This window comes from Staphylococcus sp. MZ3 (assembly GCF_018622755.1).
Taxonomy (GTDB): domain Bacteria; phylum Bacillota; class Bacilli; order Staphylococcales; family Staphylococcaceae; genus Staphylococcus; species Staphylococcus aureus.
This window is the reverse complement of the sequence record NZ_CP076026.1, coordinates 986,310-1,004,296: the sequence shown is the minus strand read 5'-3', so window position 1 is coordinate 1,004,296 and position 17,987 is coordinate 986,310. Positions and strand designations below refer to the sequence as shown.

General features: G+C 31.2%; 18 protein-coding genes. 4 read left to right on the top strand and 14 right to left on the bottom strand.

Features of this window, described 5'->3' with window-relative positions; translation table 11 throughout:
• Nucleotides 1-6: 6 nt before the first annotated feature.
• The 5 genes from mgtE to KI230_RS04870 are packed head-to-tail and all read right to left on the bottom strand — an operon-like array spanning nt 7 to nt 4,089.
• Nucleotides 7-1,392 carry a magnesium transporter gene (mgtE, locus tag KI230_RS04890; RefSeq protein WP_045176971.1) on the bottom strand — a complete coding sequence of 462 codons (1,386 nt, stop codon included), beginning with the start codon at nt 1,390-1,392 and terminating at the stop codon, nt 7-9.
• A 20-nt stretch (nt 1,393-1,412) separates the two neighbouring features.
• Nucleotides 1,413-2,267 carry an RluA family pseudouridine synthase gene (locus tag KI230_RS04885; protein WP_000669923.1) on the bottom strand — a complete coding sequence of 285 codons (855 nt, stop codon included), beginning with the start codon at nt 2,265-2,267 and terminating at the stop codon, nt 1,413-1,415.
• On the bottom strand, nt 2,264-3,073 hold the full coding sequence (locus tag KI230_RS04880) for an NAD kinase (protein WP_001270834.1): 810 nt from the start codon (nt 3,071-3,073) through the stop codon (nt 2,264-2,266). The genes KI230_RS04885 and KI230_RS04880 overlap by 4 nt, the downstream gene beginning before the upstream one ends.
• Nucleotides 3,074-3,089: 16 nt before the next feature.
• Complete coding sequence (gene yjbM, locus KI230_RS04875) at nt 3,090-3,725, bottom strand: GTP diphosphokinase (RefSeq protein WP_001077683.1); 636 nt, start codon at nt 3,723-3,725, stop codon at nt 3,090-3,092.
• A 16-nt stretch (nt 3,726-3,741) separates the two neighbouring features.
• Nucleotides 3,742-4,089: a UPF0738 family protein gene (locus tag KI230_RS04870; RefSeq protein WP_001242102.1), complete on the bottom strand. Its 348-nt coding sequence runs from the start codon at nt 4,087-4,089 to the stop codon at nt 3,742-3,744.
• Between the two features lie 185 nt (nt 4,090-4,274).
• Between KI230_RS04870 and KI230_RS04865 the strand changes: the two genes are divergently transcribed.
• From KI230_RS04865 to yjbH, 3 genes are all read left to right on the top strand, one after another.
• Nucleotides 4,275-4,868, top strand: coding sequence for a CYTH domain-containing protein (locus KI230_RS04865; protein WP_000224622.1), 594 nt, complete (start codon nt 4,275-4,277; stop codon nt 4,866-4,868).
• A gap of 103 nt (nt 4,869-4,971) precedes the next feature.
• Nucleotides 4,972-5,337, top strand: a complete 366-nt coding sequence (locus KI230_RS04860) for a truncated hemoglobin YjbI (protein WP_000214065.1) — start codon at nt 4,972-4,974, stop codon at nt 5,335-5,337.
• Nucleotides 5,338-5,359: 22 nt separating this feature from the next.
• A complete protein-coding gene (gene yjbH / locus KI230_RS04855; RefSeq protein ID WP_000896697.1) occupies nt 5,360-6,166 on the top strand; it encodes a protease adaptor protein YjbH in 807 nt (268 codons plus the stop codon).
• Between the two features lie 460 nt (nt 6,167-6,626).
• Here the strand turns inward: yjbH and pepF are convergent, their stop codons facing one another.
• The 4 genes from pepF to spxA all read right to left on the bottom strand — a co-directional run bounded on the left by pepF (nt 6,627) and on the right by spxA (nt 11,075).
• Nucleotides 6,627-8,435, bottom strand: a complete 1,809-nt coding sequence (pepF, locus tag KI230_RS04850; RefSeq protein WP_000082725.1) for an oligoendopeptidase F — start codon at nt 8,433-8,435, stop codon at nt 6,627-6,629.
• A 47-nt stretch (nt 8,436-8,482) separates the two neighbouring features.
• Entirely contained in the window at nt 8,483-9,469 is a 987-nt protein-coding gene (locus KI230_RS04845) for a competence protein CoiA (protein WP_000959284.1), read from the bottom strand.
• 120 nt (nt 9,470-9,589) lie between these two features.
• Nucleotides 9,590-10,309: an adaptor protein MecA gene (mecA, locus tag KI230_RS04840; protein WP_001217728.1), complete on the bottom strand. Its 720-nt coding sequence runs from the start codon at nt 10,307-10,309 to the stop codon at nt 9,590-9,592.
• A gap of 370 nt (nt 10,310-10,679) precedes the next feature.
• On the bottom strand, nt 10,680-11,075 hold the full coding sequence (gene spxA, locus KI230_RS04835) for a transcriptional regulator SpxA (RefSeq protein WP_031877494.1): 396 nt from the start codon (nt 11,073-11,075) through the stop codon (nt 10,680-10,682).
• 294 nt (nt 11,076-11,369) lie between these two features.
• Between spxA and trpS the strand changes: the two genes are divergently transcribed.
• Entirely contained in the window at nt 11,370-12,359 is a 990-nt protein-coding gene (trpS, locus tag KI230_RS04830) for a tryptophan--tRNA ligase (RefSeq protein WP_000448941.1), read from the top strand.
• 41 nt (nt 12,360-12,400) lie between these two features.
• Here the strand turns inward: trpS and opp4C are convergent, their stop codons facing one another.
• From opp4C to opp4A, 5 genes are read right to left on the bottom strand one after another with little or no spacing between them, the layout of a single operon-like run.
• Nucleotides 12,401-13,282, bottom strand: a complete 882-nt coding sequence (gene opp4C, locus KI230_RS04825; protein WP_001180280.1) for an oligopeptide ABC transporter permease — start codon at nt 13,280-13,282, stop codon at nt 12,401-12,403.
• A 12-nt stretch (nt 13,283-13,294) separates the two neighbouring features.
• Nucleotides 13,295-14,257 (bottom strand): oligopeptide ABC transporter permease, encoded by a 963-nt coding sequence (gene opp4B, locus KI230_RS04820; RefSeq protein WP_000593417.1) that lies wholly within the window; start codon nt 14,255-14,257, stop codon nt 13,295-13,297.
• Nucleotides 14,250-15,230 (bottom strand): ABC transporter ATP-binding protein, encoded by a 981-nt coding sequence (locus tag KI230_RS04815; RefSeq protein WP_000427770.1) that lies wholly within the window; start codon nt 15,228-15,230, stop codon nt 14,250-14,252. The genes opp4B and KI230_RS04815 overlap by 8 nt, the downstream gene beginning before the upstream one ends.
• 2 nt (nt 15,231-15,232) lie before the next feature.
• A complete protein-coding gene (locus KI230_RS04810; protein ID WP_001067038.1) occupies nt 15,233-16,219 on the bottom strand; it encodes an ABC transporter ATP-binding protein in 987 nt (328 codons plus the stop codon).
• Nucleotides 16,220-16,269: 50 nt separating this feature from the next.
• Nucleotides 16,270-17,985 carry an oligopeptide ABC transporter substrate-binding protein gene (gene opp4A / locus KI230_RS04805; protein ID WP_000517187.1) on the bottom strand — a complete coding sequence of 572 codons (1,716 nt, stop codon included), beginning with the start codon at nt 17,983-17,985 and terminating at the stop codon, nt 16,270-16,272.
• Between the last annotated feature and the right edge of the window lie 2 nt (nt 17,986-17,987).

The window sequence follows — 17,987 nt, the reverse complement described above, 5'->3', positions numbered from 1 at the left end:
TCCTCCTTAAATTAAGTAAGCCATAAATGATGTAGCTAAACCAAAATAAATCAACATACTAATAATATCATTAATTGTTGTAATAAATGGTCCACTAGCCACTGCTGGATCGATATTTAATTTATTCATCAATAATGGAATCATCGAACCTACAAACGTCCCCACCGTCATCGCACAAGTTAAACTTCCTGCAACGATTAATGCTAAAAGTGGCTGATGATATATTGCAACAATAATTGTAAATAATATTGTTGCACATACAACACCCGATAATACACCACTTCCCGCTTCTCTTAATGCAATTCTAAATTTACTTTGCTCATTAATTTCCCCTGTCGTAATGTTACGAACTGAAACGGCTAAAGATTGTGTACCTGAATTTCCTGACATACCACTAATAATAGGAATAAACGCTGCGAGTAGCGCTACATTTTCTAATGTTTTTTCAAATCTCCCTAAAATTGTCGCAGTAATCATTCCTAAAAATGTTAAAATAATCAACCATGGTAAACGTTTTAATGCTGTTTTAATGATTGAATCATTAGTCGAATCGATATCTGAAACCCCGGCTAAACGAGAGTAGTCTTCACTAGCCTCTTCATCCATAACGTCTAAAATATCATCAATCGTGATGATACCAAGCAAATGTTCTTGGTAATCTATAACAGGTACAGCCATGAAATCATAGTCTCTCATAACTTGAGCAACATCTTCTTGGTCGTCTGCTACATTCACACTAATGACACGTTCATTCATAATATCTTCAATATAAGCATCATTTTCAGCTACAATTAAATCTCTTAGCGATAAAACACCTACTAATTTACCATCATCATCAACGACAAATATAACATATATTGTTTCTGCGTCTGGCGCTTGCGCTTTGACCAATAATAACGCTTCTTTAACAGGCGTATGCGCTTTAAGTGATAAATACTCCGTCGTCATAATACCGCCGGCCGTATCCTCATCATAGTGAAGTAATGCTTTGATTTCATTCGCGTCATCTTTATTCATCAATGTTAAAAGACTAGCAACTTTTGGTTTAGTCAACTCATTTAAAATATCTACTGCATTATCGTATGACATTTCTTCTAATATGTGACTTGCGTATGTCGCATTCATTTTATCAAATAGCAACTCATATTCATCGTCATCAATATCTAATTGATCAAAGAAATTTGCAACCTCTTCAGGTGATAAATATTGAAAAATCTTTTGTCTATTTTCATCGGTAGTATCTTCAAAATACTCACTTTGTTCATATGTGTGTAATGCTAGAAATTCATCTCTAAATTGATCAATATCATCATTTTCTAAGTATTGATCTAATAATGTCTCATCGTATAATTCCTCTTGAACACGCTCTTTTTCATCTGTGTTCATTGACATACTTACACCCCCTGTGTGAATTAGAGTTGATTGAATAATTTAAGTAATTGCTTATAATCAATTGTAATATAAATATTGTTCTTATTGATTGGATGAACAAAATATATTTGCGTACATTGCAGTACTTGACCATGAATTTTGTCATGAAAACCATCATACAAAGAATCTCCCACAATTGGATGCCCAATATGTTGAAAATGTACACGAATTTGATGTGTACGTCCCGTATGCAAATGAACTTTGCATAAACTGTATTTATCATTTTGATTTATTACTTCATAAGATGTTTTAGCGTATTTACCATCCGAGGCAACTTCTCTAGTTATAATACTATCCTTTGACCGTCTAATATTAGCTTCAATAATACCAGATGTATGGGTTTTGCCATATACAAGGCAAGTATATATTTTTTTCAAGTTTACTTTAGAAAATAAATGATGGATATGTCCATATTTAGCGAATATCACAATACCAGTTGTATTACGATCTAGACGCGTAACAATATGTGGGTTAATATTTTCACCATGTTCCTGACAATGATATAGTACTTGTTCGATTAAACTTTCATGAGGATGTTCTCTCGAAGGCGTACAATTTTGATTGTTTGGTTTAGTAACTATGATGATAAAAGCATCTTCATACAATACTTCTAGCTTACGAGCATAAGGTATTAAATTAACACTCGGTATTTCTCGCGGTAAATGAATTTCTAATATATCATTTGGCATTAATTGCTTACGTACTGTGACTGGTTCATCATTAACAATTAAAGCGCCATTATTTTTAATGGCGCTCACTGTCTTCTTAGAAAAATCATGTCGTGCTAAAAAAGCTTTAACAGTTTCTTGTTGTGATATATGATACTTAAATTTCATCGTTCTTCATCACTTGATATGAAAGAATCGTGTACACGTTTCCAGAACGGGAATGGTCTAAAACGTGCAAACCTCACTTTTTCATTTGCTACACGGTATTGTATTGAATTAACATTTTTATGTTTGATACTAACATGATCTATCGTCATTCTAATGGTATCATGATTAACTGGTGATATTAAACATGTATGATGCTTTGGTAATACAAGTGGTGATCCTACCGTTCTAAACACACGATTATTTATTGAGGCAATTTCTGTAATTTGCATTGCTTCAAGTGAAGGATGTATCAGTGCGCCACCTAGCGCTTTGTTATAAGCCGTTGAACCCGAAGGTGTTGATACACATAATCCATCGCCTCTAAATCGCTCAAAGTGTTTCCCTCTTAAGTTAACATCCACAACAAGTGTTGAGCCATTTTCAGTTTTCATCGTTGCTTCATTTAATGCTAAATACCTTGTTTCATAGCCGTTGTCGTTGTATCTCATAATAATTTCAAGCAATGGATATTCAATGACCTGAAACTCTGAATTATTAATTTCGATGATTAATTTTTCAACTTCATGAGGTAACCAATCCGCATAAAATCCTAAATGACCTGTATGAACTCCAACAAATGCCACTTTTGATAACATGTGGCTATACTGATGGAATGCTTGTAGTAATGTACCATCACCACCAACTGAAATAACAATTTCAGGATTTTCACTATCCTCAATCATGCGAAAATCTTTCATATAGTTCATCATTTTATGCTTTAAGGCATTAGACTTGGAGTCACCTTTAGTTAAAATTGTATAACGCATGATTTATAACACCTCGTTAATCATTTTCATGTTTTTTAGAACGTTTTTGCGTGTAATATTTTTGAGCTTCCTGAATTTCATCTTTAATTTCAGACATCTCTTCATCAAGTAAATACGCTGCTTCTGCCGCTCTTTCCAAACGATGTTGAATTTCATCCGGATAAGCACCATCATATTTATATCGTAAAGTATGTTCAATCGTTGCCCAGAAATTCATTGCTAATGTACGAATCTGAATCTCAGCCAATATAAATTTTTGGCCTTGTAATGTTTCAATTGGATATTCAATAATGACATGATACGAGCGGTAACCACTTTCTTTAGTGTTACGAATATAATCTCGTTCTTCAATTACTTTAAAATCTTTTCTTTGTCTTAAAATATTGACGACAACATCAATATCTTCTACAAATTGGCACATCATTCTTAAACCAGCGATATCGTACATTTCTTCTCTTAACCTATCAAATGGTATTTGTCGTTTGTTTGCCTTATCTATAATACTAGCGATCGGTTTAACACGACCAGTAACAAATTCTATTGGCGACGCTTGTTCACCAACTTCATATTGTTTGCGCATGCCTTTAAGTTTCACTTTCAACTCATCAACCGCTTGCTTATAAGGTGTTAAGAACTGATCCCATTGATTCATAGTGCTTCACCCCGCTTTATTCAATGTCGAATGTTTCTTCAACGGTTGCAACAAATTCCTTACCATAATTATTATTCCCTTTTATATTGTCTAAAATATAAGTAAGTTCTTGGTGGAATTCAGTCAATTCTAGTTCATCATTGATAATAATTTTTTTAGTCATGTTTTCATGCAACATCGTCCATGTTTCTTGTACGAAAATGAGATAAGCATACGCTTTACCATCATCTAATGTATACGCAAAGGCATAATTATCACTATCAACGAGCATTTGTCCTACTTCAGATAATCCTTTAATAGAATCTTCTGTATAACAATAAAGTATGTCATCTTTAATTTTAATTTCATTAATATATAAACGCATGCTTAATCCTCCTCTTATTCCATAACATTTTAACACAATTCAATAATACAAAACACTTACGAACACTATTTTTAATGGTCAAATTAACATTGATAATAGATAAAGGAAATTACTTTTAAAATTCAACTTTGTCATTCATAATATAGTTAAGATAAATTGAATTTGATACGAGGTGTATACATATCATGGCAACAAATCATGAAATAGAATTTAAACAAATGATAACTGCATCAATCTATAATAAATTGCAAGAGAAATATTTTAAAGACAGTGTGCTTTTTAAGCAAGTCAATTACTATATTGATACACCCGATTTCAAATTAAAGGAACATCGCTCTGCACTACGCATAAGAGTTAAAGACAATCAATATGAAATGACTTTAAAGACACCAGCAAAGGTTGGTCTATTAGAATACAACTATATCGTCGACATTAAACCAGAGATGAACTTGATTATTTCAAACGACAATCTTCCAGATGACATTCGTCAAATTATAGTTGAACAGTTTGGTGTAAAGGATACAACTTTATCAATACTTGGTGCATTAACGACATATCGCCAAGAAACTAAATATAAAGGTGATTTACTCGTTTTAGATAAAAGTGAGTATTTCGATACTACGGATTATGAGTTAGAGTTCGAAGTTAAAGACTATAATCAAGGTTTACAAAAGTTCCAATCTTTATTAAACGAACTAAACCTCGAACATCATCAACCTTTAAATAAAGTTCAACGTTTTTTCAAGAAAAAAGAAACACTTTCAAACAATATAAATTAAATTGGCAAATATGCATATTTCTTTCAAATGTTTAAAATCATGTTATATTAGTTATATATTAACTTAAGTTCGTAACAGTAAATTTTTGAAAATGGGTGATTAAATGACAACAACACCATATGACATCATTGGTAAAGAAGCGTTATACGATATGATTGATTATTTTTACACCCTTGTAGAAAAAGATGAACGACTTAATCACCTGTTTCCAGGAGATTTTGCAGAAACAAGTCGTAAACAAAAACAATTTTTAACACAGTTTTTGGGCGGTCCAAACATTTATACCGAAGAACACGGACATCCTATGCTAAGAAAAAGACATATAGATTTTACAATCACTGAATTTGAAAGAGATGCATGGTTAGAAAATATGCAGACAGCAATTAATCGCGCTGCGTTTCCACAAGGTGTTGGAGATTATTTATTTGAGCGCTTAAGATTAACTGCTAATCATATGGTGAATTCCTAAAATTAATTGTAGGTGAATAAACATGGCTGGAGAATTACGAATAATGGAAAATAAGAGTCGTGAAGATATTAATCTATCACCTGTAAGTAAAATCGAAATTTATTCATTTTTCGATCCATTTAGCTCCGATTGCTTCAAATTATCAGCAATCTTATCCAAATTAAGAATTGAATATAATCAATATATACGTATCAGACATATATTAAATCCTTCGTTAAAAGTATTAACGAAATGCCAAGCTCAAAGTACATCCAACTTTGATAACATCGCCCTAGCTTATAAAGCAGCTGAGTTACAAGGTCGTGTACGTGCCGAACGATTTATACATTTAATGCAAAATGAAATCATACCTAAAAGAGATATTATTACAGAATCAATGATTTGTGACTGTATTCAAAATGCAGGTATTGATTTAGAAGTATTTAAAGACGACTTACAAAAAAGTAAATTAACCGAAAGCTTGAAAATTGATTTGCATATTGCAAGAGAAATGGAAATCGAACAAGCCCCTTCTCTCGTTTTCTTTAGTGAAGATGTTCATGAAGAAGGTTTAAAAGTCGAGGGATTATACCCATATCACATCTATACTTATATAATTAATGAATTGATGGGTAAACCTATCGAAAAGAATCTTCCTCCTAAATTAGAAACTTATATACAGCAACAACAACTTGTAACGATGGAAGAATTACTTACTATTTATGAATGGCCAGAAAAACTTTTAAACAAAGAGTTAAAGAAGTTAGCCATTCAACAAAAAATTGAAAAACTTAAATATCCAGATGGCGATTTCTGGAAATCTAAAATGCCTAAAATCAAATCAAAATAAATAAATTAAAGACCTCGTACACCATAAATGTAACGAGGTCTTTTTACTGACTCTTAATTTTGCAACATTAAATTATTAGAACGTAATGTTACACATCGATCTAAATATATTAGTGATATTTTTCGAATTTAACCAGTTCGAAAATTATACAAATTATAAATTTGGTACATAATAGACATATATGAATCGTTAATGTATAAAAAGTGCATATTTAATACATTTTTATACAACTTCACTTCCCTCTTATTAAAAAAGAACATAAAAAAAACGTCGTGTCTGAATACACGACGCTAAACAAAGGGGATGGGAGAAATTTTTCACTTCAAACAAAGGGGTATGTTTGTTATGTGATTAATTTCATGTTCATAATATAACATGCTATCTCTACCATTTCAACCTTTTAATAGTACTTAATTTAAATTGTCACAATCTGTTCATAATGTAAGCGAATACAATAGTACTAAGCTTTCATTAATTTTTCAAAAGCGTTCAATTTTTGTTCAAAAACTTCACAAGCTTGTTCAATTGGTTCAGGTGTTGTCATATCTACACCAGCATTTTTTAATATCTCAATTGGATAATTTGAGCTACCTTTTTTCAAGAATTCATTAATATATCTATCTACTGCTGGCTTACCTTCTGTTAAAATTTGATGACTTAAGCTTTGAGCTGCACTGTAACCAGTTGCGTATTGATATACATAATAATTCATATAGAAGTGTGGAATACGTGACCATTCCTTACTAATATCTTCATCAGTTTCTACAGAATCACCAAAGTATAATTTATTTAATTTGGCATATTCTTCATTCATTCTAGTTGGTGTTAAAGGTTCACCTGCTTCTTCAATTGCATGAATTTTATGCTCAAATTCTGCGAACATTGTTTGTCGGAATAATGTAGCTCTGAAACGTTCTAATTCTTGGTTTAATAATAATAAGCGTTTTTCATCATCAAGATGTTTATCCATATAATCACTTAAAAGTGCTTCGTTACAAGTTGATGCAACTTCAGCGACAAAAATAGTGTAGTCACTAGAATTTGACGGTTGGAATTTTCTACTGAAGTAACTATGTGCTGAATGCCCAAATTCATGAACTAATGTGTATAAGTCTGAAATAGTATTAGACCAGTTAAGTAGAATAAATGGATTAGTTAAATGTGCACCTGATGAATAGCCACCTGAACGTTTACCTTTATTCTCATAGACATCGACCCAACGATTGTTTAAGCCTTCTTTAACTACATTTAAATATTCTTCACCCATTGGTTCTAACGCTTTTAACATCCACTCTTTAGCTTCTTCATAAGGCATTTCAAACTTAATATCTTTAATTAATGGTGTATATAAATCATACATTTTCAAGTCATCTAAACCTAGCAATTCTTTGCGCAATTCAGTATATCTATGTAGCAATGGTAAATATTTATGTACAGTTTTCACTAGATTGTCATATACATTTTCTGGAATATGATTATTACTCAATGCTTTTTCTCTTGCAGTTTTGTAATTGTGTGTACGAGCATTAAATACATTTTTCTTCACTTCACCTGCTAGCGTAGCGCCAAGCGTATTATTATGAGCACCATATGCTTTATATACATTTCTAAAAGCACTTTCTCTTAGTTTGCGATCATCTGATTCTAAATACTTAATAAATGTACCTTGTGTTAACGGGTGTGCATTTCCATCTTTATCAATCGCATCTTCAAATACTAAATCAGCGTTGCTAAACATACCGTATACATTTGATGGCGTTGATAACGCGTCCTGCGCTTCTGTTAATAACTTTTCAGTTTCAGCATCTAAAATATGAGGACGTTTTTCATTAATCAACTTCAAATCAAATGCGAATTTTTGTAATTTATCATATGAATTTACAAATGATTGAATTTTATCTTCATCAATTTGTAAAATCTCTGGCACTAAGAAACTCCATGCCGAGCTAAATTTAATAATTAATTGATGTGCTCTTGACTCCATACCAGTATACTTGTCGTTCGTTGTATCTTGGTCTTGTTTTAGGTGCGCGTATACATATACTTTTTCTAATTTAGTACCTAATGTATCTTCTAATTCTAATGCATTGTATAATGTCTCAGCACTATCACCAATGTGTCCTTTAAATTGTTCTTCTTTGCCTAACTCATTTTCAACTTCTTTAAATGCAGCCTCAAAAGCTTCATCATCTTTGAAAATTGTTGTTAAGTCCCATGTATATTCAGGATATTTACGTTCCTGTTCTTCTCTAGATAATTGTTGACTCATATGTAGTAAACCTCCTAATAAAATATAATTGATATAATTTTCTCATTTTAGAACAAAATTTGCACGTCATTACCTCTATCTGAACAAATATTTAAATAATTGTTAATAAGTTTTTCTATAATTGCTGTTTTACTTTCTAGACCAACAATAAACTTTTTCAGTTTAAAATAATTAAGATTGTCACTTACTAATTTGCTTTTTCCATTCTTTAACCATAAATCAACTTGTAATTGCCACTCAATTGGATGATTTTCAATATAAATTTGCTCTGGAAAAATATAACCATAATTGTGCACTACTTCTTGATCAGTTAACTGTAATTGATACATTGCACTTAAAGTGGGTTCTAAAACAGAATTTTGCCAGCGACAATATTTGATATATTGATTAATTGCGAACTTTGATAATTTATAAACAGCATGATAATCACAAGGCGCCTCATTAAACAACTCACTAATTTTGGCATTCCTTTTTTCAGCGACATATTTGTGCCCGCCTAAATATTGTATTTGTTGAAACATCATTATTTGTTTTTTCTCTAAATTGAACGTATGAAGTTTTCGAGTGAATGGATTAATAAATAAACTTTGAAAATGATTGAACTTCACTTTATTATGACAATAATCAACATCATTTAATAACCAACTTACTTTATATCCCATTTTCTTTAAACCTTCCGTTCGTTGAAGAATCTGTTTATAAGGAATTGGCGAATACTGTAGCTCAATAACATATTTATTATTAATCAAAATATCCGGAATTTGTTTTATTTCTTTTAAAAATGGCTCTATCTCTACTTTACATCCTTGTTGCTGTATCATCTGTGCTAAAATCAATTTACTTTTATAATGTTTAATCGTTTCATTATTAAAACATTTTTGTTCCGCTAAATGTTTATGTGCAAAATGACTAATTACTTTGAGCCCACGCTTTAAAATAACTTGCTTGCCACACACCGGACAAAAATATTGTGTCTTTCTCAATGCAGTAGTTGCTAACACACGTTCCTTTTCTTCATTTAAAGCTACTAACATATCTTCACCTCAAAATATTACACGTAAGTTTAACTACTATTACTTTTTCAGCTTTTGAAATCAATAAAAAAAGAGACTCCAAAGAGTCCCCTTTCATAGTGCGTTGCTTAATTAATATCGTTATTCAGTTGTCTCTGGAAAATAACGTCGAACTTGAGCTGTTACGTTATGACTCATAATTATTTTAGCATAGTCATTTAAATAAACTTCTGTTCTGTCTGTTGGATAAGCAAATTCAAGCAATTGACTGTAACTATCATTAATGACTTCTTGATCAACATGACTATCAAAATGTACAGCATAATAATAAGTACCGTCAACCATATATAACAGATCTTCAAACTCTGTAGTTATTGGATTGCTATGATATGCATAATTAATAACATCTTCTAAATCGTTAAATTTCACAATGATTGTTCTTGTATTTTTACGTGCTGAAGACTTTTGACGTTTAGAACCTTGAGCTTCTTTTTCTTTTGTTCGTTGCTCGAATAATTCTTCTAATTGATCTTCACCTTCTAATGTTTGAGCTAACAATTCTTGAACTTGTTCATCAAATTGATCAGTTGCATCATCATCAGACATATTCATCATATCTTCATTTTTAGATTTAGAAATTGTGACTTCGACACCTTTTTCAAAGGCATGTACTTGAATCCATAATGGACCTTCTACAACAAAATCTTCTTCTTCGTTAATTTCATCCATCATTGACCAAAAGAATTCTTCGCCACGTTTGCGATTTGTCCATAAATCTTCACGACTAAATCCACGGGCCTCGATATCGCTATATGTTATAAACAATTTTACAGTTGTATCATCTACTCGTTCTATTCTCATATCATCTCACTCCTTACAGTCGATGAATAGTATCCACATTGTATTAAAGCATCAAACAAAATACAATTTATTTGTTTGATTTCTTTCTCTAAAATATTTTGGTAACTTATAATAACATATTCGTTGTAGCAAAACTATTTAAATGATTTATACAGTTAAAGCATTAAAGCACTTTCTTAATTTAATTTTACCTTATCATAGCAAATGTTTCATCCAAAACACTCTAATATAGAGCTATATTAACAATTGCACATTTGATTTAAAAGATACTAAGCAATTATTGTAAAATTAAAACCAAAAAAGCAACACTATAGAAATAGTGTTGCTTGACATATCTTTTAGTAAAGTATGACACATAGTTAAATGGTTATTAGTCAACCATACGTTGTGCTTCTTGTAATTGGAACGTACGAACTTTTCTAGGTAAGAAACGTCGAATCTCGTCCTCATTATAACCAACTTGTAGTCGTTTATTATCTAAAATAATTGGACGACGTAATAAGCCAGGATTATCTTGAATGATTGAATATAAGTCTTGTAATGGTAGTGAATCAATATCAACATTTAATTTTTGGTATGTTTTAGAACGTGTAGAAATGATTTCATCAGTACCGTCTTCAGTCATTTTTAATATTTGCTTAATTTCATCAATTGTTAAATGTTCAGAAAAAATATTACGCTCCGTATACGAAATGTCATGTTCTTGTAACCATGCTTTCGCTTTACGGCAAGATGTGCAACTTGGTGAAGTAAATAATGTTACCATACATCTCACTCTCCTATTTGAATGAATAAAATTCATTGCTTAAAATTTAGTTATAGATCAAGAAAAAACATTTTTTTCTAAAATTCTTAATCGTTACTATTTATTATAACTATCTAACATTAAAATTAAATGAGAAAAACCTAATTTTTCAGATAAGTTTCTACACTTATAAAAAAGATTATTAATCCCTTTGTTAGTAGTAAGTTATACGTATATTCTAACACATCTTACATTTTTAAGAAATACTGTTATAATGATAATTATTAAAATATTACTAAGAAAGTAGGCATTTAAATGGAGACATTATTTTCAGGCATCCAACCTAGTGGAATTCCTACTATTGGAAATTATATTGGCGCACTAAAACAATTTGTTGATGTGCAAAATGACTATGATTGTTATTTCTGTATCGTAGATCAACATGCAATTACAATGCCACAAGATCGTTTAAAATTACGTAAACAGACTAGACAATTAGCAGCGATTTATTTAGCTTCTGGTATAGATCCAGACAAAGCAACATTGTTCATACAATCTGAAGTCCCTGCACACGTACAAGCAGGATGGATGTTAACTACGATTGCTTCTGTTGGAGAATTAGAGCGTATGACGCAATACAAAGATAAAGCTCAGAAAGCAGTTGAAGGTATACCAGCTGGTCTATTAACATATCCACCTTTAATGGCAGCTGATATTGTTCTTTACAATACTAATATCGTTCCAGTTGGAGATGACCAAAAGCAGCATATTGAATTGACTCGTAACCTTGTAGATAGATTTAATAGTCGCTATAATGATGTGCTTGTGAAACCTGAAATTCGTATGCCTAAAGTTGGTGGACGTGTCATGAGTTTACAAGACCCAACAAGAAAAATGAGTAAGAGTGATGATAATACTAAAAACTTCATTTCATTATTAGACGAGCCGAATGTTGCAGCTAAAAAAATTAAAAGCGCTGTAACTGATTCAGATGGTATTATTAAATTCGACCGCGACAATAAACCAGGCATTACTAATTTAATTTCAATATATGCTGGATTAACCGACATGCCTATCAAAGACATTGAGGCAAAATATGAAGGGGAAGGTTATGGTAAATTTAAAGGTGACCTTGCTGAAATAGTTAAAGCATTTTTAGTAGAATTCCAAGAAAAATACGAAAGTTTCTATAACTCAGATAAACTTGATGATATTTTAGATCAAGGTAGAGATAAAGCACACAAAGTTTCATTTAAAACAGTGAAGAAAATGGAAAAAGCGATGGGATTAGGACGTAAGAGATAAAATAAAGAGGTACTAGAATTAACTAGTGCCTCTTTTATTATTTAACGTCTACCTCTAGGATTAAAAGCATCTTTAAGCCCTTCCCCTACAAAGTTTATACTTAATATAGTTAATGTAATCATTATAGCAGGTGGCATCCATATCCACGGTTTACCACTTATAACATCCCCTTCTTGAGCATCACTCAACATATTACCCCAAGATGGTATTGCTTTACTAATTCCGAATCCTAAAAAGCTCAATCCTGATTCCACTACAATCATACCGGCAAATAACAATGTTGCTTGTACGATAACTACACTTAATATATTCGGCAAAAGATGTTTCAAAATAATTTTATATGTGGGTGTACCAATTGATTTTGCTGCCAAAAAGTATTCATTTTCTTTTTCTTGAAGTACTTTACCACGAACAAGTCTTGCAATACCTCCCCAACTTAATACGATAATAACTAGAACAAGAATTATGGCAGATCCATAAGGATTTTTAATTTTATCTCCAAGTGCAGCATTTAATACAATTGCAAATATTAAAAATGGAAATAACATAACAAATTCGGTTATTCTCATTAATAATGTATCAACAATACCTCCGAAATAACCAGAAATCACTCCAACTGTAATTCCAATCAAAAGCATTCCTATTGTAGATGTAATTCCAATGGATAATGAAATACGACCTGCATATAACAAACGACTAAAGTTATCCCTACCACCAGAGTCTGTACCAAGAATGTTTTGTGCTGTCATTTCACCTTTTATATTTAATAAATCTTGTTGGTTCACTGGAAAAGGAGCTATTAATGGCGCTATAATTGATACAATAGTTATGATTAATAAAAAAATAATCGATAACATTGCAATTTTATTATGAATAAATCTAGACAATGCAATTTTAAAAGGCGATTTTGACTTATTTTGCATTCCAATCCCCCCCTAGTTACTTCTAATTCTTGGATCTATAAATCCATAAGTAATATCAGAAATCAAATTACCCAGTAAACCTAAAAATGAGAAAAACAACGTTAATGCCATCATTAATGGATAGTCTTGACCTATTACCGATTCTAAAAATAATTTACCGATACCGTTATATGAAAAGATAGTCTCCGTAATCACGGCTCCACCTAAAATACTTACAATATCAGCACCTAAAAATGTAATAATAGGTATTAGAGAATTTCTCAATATATGTTTATTATAAATTTTATTCATAGATAATCCTTTTGACCTTGCCGTCAATACATAATCTTTTTTAGAATTTTCAATAATATCATTACGTAAATATTGAATATAACCAGCAGTAGATAATAAACCTAAAGTGAATGCAGGTAAAAATGTGTGATATATTTTACTCATATAATATTCAAAAGTACCTTCTTTAAGGTTAATATCAACAGAACCTTGAAACGGGAACCATTGTAATTCAAAAGAAAAAATAAAAATTGCAAATACTCCCGCAATAAAAGATGGAATGGCTAACATCAAATAATTAAATATTTGCACAGTATAATCCGTCAAACTGTAAGAATATCTACCTGACGTTATTCCTAAAGCAAATGAGATAATATAAGTAATAATTAATGACATAGCACCGAGTAATATTGTATTTGGAATTCTTTCCTCAATAACATCAATTACCGGCCTTTTATATTTGATTGACTCCCCTAAATCACCGTGTATAACATGATTGACCCATCTAATGTATTGATGTGGTATTGAGTCGTTGAGACCTAATTTTTCCCTTTGTGCATTTATTGCTTCTTGTTTTATTTTACCGTTTTGTAGATCTGAAAATGGATCTCCTGGTTGTATGATTGCTAATGAAAATACAACTATTGAGATTAAAATTAGTAACGGGATCATTAACCCTAATCTTTTAAGTATTAATTTAATCATTTAAATCACCTACTTTATCTACGTAGAAACAAGCAACTTGATGTTCATTACCAATGTCCTTTAATTCTGGCATACTTTTTTTGCACATATCTTGAGCAATTGGACATCTTGTATGAAAAGGACAACCTTGCGGCGGATTACTTGGCGAAGGTAATTCTCCTTTTAATATAATTCTATTGTTATTATGTTTATCAATTTGTGGTATTGATGAAATCAACGCTTTTGTATATGGATGTTTGGGATTTTCATAAATTTCTTTATCAGATGCGATTTCAACTATATGACCTAAATACATAACTCCAATGACATCACTTATATGTTTTACTACACTTAAATCATGTGCGATAAATAAATAGCTTAAGTTAAATTGTTCTTGTAAATCTTTTAATAAATTCAGTACTTGAGATTGAACAGATACATCTAATGCACTTACAGGCTCATCAGCAACAATTAAACTCGGACGCAAAGCCAATGCTCTTGCAATTCCCACTCTTTGTCTCTGTCCACCTGAAAATTCATGTGCATATTTATAATATGCATCTTCACTTAGGCCAACACATTTTAATAAATATAGTACTTCTTTTTTTATTTCTTCTTTTGGCAATTTTTTATAATTTAAAATAGGTTCTGAAATGATATCTCCAACCATTTGCATCGGATTCAATGATGCATACGGATCTTGAAATATCATCTGATATTGTTGTCGTGATTTTCTGAGTTTTTTACCTTGTAATCTTGTTATATCTTCACCATTAACAATTATTGAGCCTGAAGTTGCATCTTCAAGCCTGATAATCACTTTACCTAACGTTGACTTACCACAACCCGATTCTCCTACTAATCCAAAAGTTTGTCCTTTTTTTATTGAAAACGATACGTCATCAACAGCTTTAACGTACTGAGTTTTTTGTAATAATCCAGTTTTAATTTTGTAGTATTTTTTTATTTGGTTGACTTCTAAAATATTTTCCATTCTTATATCTCCTTATATTCATTTTTGTACAAATGACAACGTACAATGACGTCTTCACAAACATGCATTTTAGGAGATTGATTATTACAAATATCCAGTTTTTTGTTACATCTATTTGCAAATCTGCACTTATTAACGTGAAATGCTTGGATTGATGGCACAATTCCTTCTATCGTTTCAAGTCGTTTCTGCTCTTCTTTAAGTTTTGGAATTGTTGATAATAATTTTTGGGTATAAGGATGTTTCGGATTATGTAGTATTTCTTTTATGCCTCCAAATTCTACAATTTGACCTGCATACATAACTAAGACTTTATCGCAAAACTCAGCAACTACACTCAAATCATGTGTAATCATCATAATTGCCATTTGCGTTTCCTTTTGCAATTCTTTTAATAAGTCTAATATTTGCGCTTGAATCGTGACATCCAATGCTGTTGTAGGTTCATCAGCAATTAATAATTTAGGAGAACATGAAATGGCCATTGCAATCATTACTCTTTGTCTCATACCACCAGATAATTGATGAGGATAGCTATTTAATATTTCATCTTGTCTAGCAATTCCAACTTTTTTTAGTAAATCTTTTGCTAATTTATTTGCTTCTTTTTTAGAAATTTTTTTATGTGATTTTATAGATTCCACAAGTTGATTTTTTATGGTAAATACAGGATTTAAAGCAGTCATAGGTTCTTGAAAAATCATAGCAATATCATTTCCTCGAATATCTAGCAATTGCTTCTCATTGAGCGTATCGATTCGTTTACCATCAAATATAACTTCTCCATTACTTAGTTTAGATATCTTTTCTGGTAATAATTTAATAATTGACTTACTTAATATGGACTTACCGCAACCAGATTCCCCTACTATACCCAAAACTTCTCCTTTAGATAATTCAAAAGAAATATTTTCAACAGTTGCTAACCATTCATTATTTATTTTTAATGATGTTTCTAAATCTTTAACCTCTAACAATACATTATTCATAACATCCCCCCATATAAGTAAACCTCGACAAAATCGTCGAGGTTACATTACTAAGCTTCTTTAGTTAAATTATATAAACTTTGATCAGTTCCAATTTCAATGTCTAAGTTTCGTACTTTATCGTTAACAATAGTTATCGATTTACCTTGGAACATTGGTAATCCAGGTAACTCATCATTCATATATTTTTGCCATTTAACATAAATATCTTTACGTTTCTTTTCATCAATGCCTACTTTTTCGAAGTCTAATGCATCATCTAAATATTGATCTGATTTTGGTAAAACTGTTCTCATTTCATTTTGAGGTCTATCAGTGTGGTATAAATCTGATGGATCTGGATCTGTACCTCCTGCCCATGATCTGAAGTACACTTCCATATCTTTAGATGCATTTGCTAAGTCTTCATTATATTTACCGAATTCTACTAACTTCACATTTGTTTTCAAGCCAACTTTTTCCCAGAAATCTTTTATCGCAGCAGTTCTTGGTTCAAAAGTAGGATTAGAACCTGAATAATGTTTAAAGTTAATCTCAAATTTATTACCTTTAGGATCTTCTCTAAATCCGTCACCATCTCTATCTTTATAACCTAACTTATCTAAGATTTTTTTAGCTTTTTCAGGATCATATTTGTAATCATTTAGGTCCTTAGGATTGGCTGCTATCCAATGCATAGATGGTACAAAACTATTGATTTCACTAGCGTAACCATTGAAAAACGCTTTGATCCATTTTTCTCTATCAATTGCATAAAGCATTGCTTTACGTAATTCTTTGTCTTCATATTTTGGTCTCACTTTACCAGTTTTATTAGCTTTTTTATCGTAATCATGAGATACGAATCCTATTAAACCGTAGTCTAAGCTTGGCGCAGATAATACCTTGAGACCAGCATTAGATGACTTAGCATCTTTTGCCATTGCACCGGTAGCATCATTCGCAACATCAATATCGCCTTTTTCCATTGCCTTAATAATTTGCGCTTGATCAATAACTTTTAAATTGATTTTGTCTAGTGCAGGCTTACCTTGCCAATAATCATCAAATTTAACGAGTTGAACAGCCTCACCTGGAACGATTTTCTTAACTTTATACGGTCCAATACCAATAGGATATTTTCGGATTTTATCTGATTTCGCTAAATCTTTAATTGGTACATCTGATAAATATTTTTTACTTAATAAAGGTCCAGTAATAAATCCTGTTAAGTAATTTTCTTGTTTTTTATCAAATGTAACCTGCATAGTGTAGTCATCTATTTTCTTCAATCCGCTAATATGATCAGTTTTTCCTTCATGATAATCTTTCGCACCTTGGATATTTTCTACACTTGGATAATAAGCACCTTCGTAGTCCTTGTTAGCTAAGACTTCAATTGAATAAATCCAATCATCAATTTTCAATTCATTACCATCATGCCATTTAATACCTTTTTTAATTTTAAATTCTATTTTCTTAGCCGGTTCGATGTCCTTCCATGAAGCAATATATGCCTTAGGACGTATTTTTTTATCAGTTGCTAATAAGCTTTCGTTAAAATATCCCTCAACTACAGAATCTGCATGTGTACTATTTAATAACGAAGAATAAACACCACTTGGCGGTGCTGTTAATGCTACATTTAAGGTACCACCTTTATGTTTTGAGGTTTCCGTTTTAGTAGCATCTTTTACTCCTTCATCTTTATTACTGCTTTTTCCGCAAGCACTCAACACTAAAACGACAATAAGAAGTATTGAAATATATTTAATTAGCTTCCCCATAC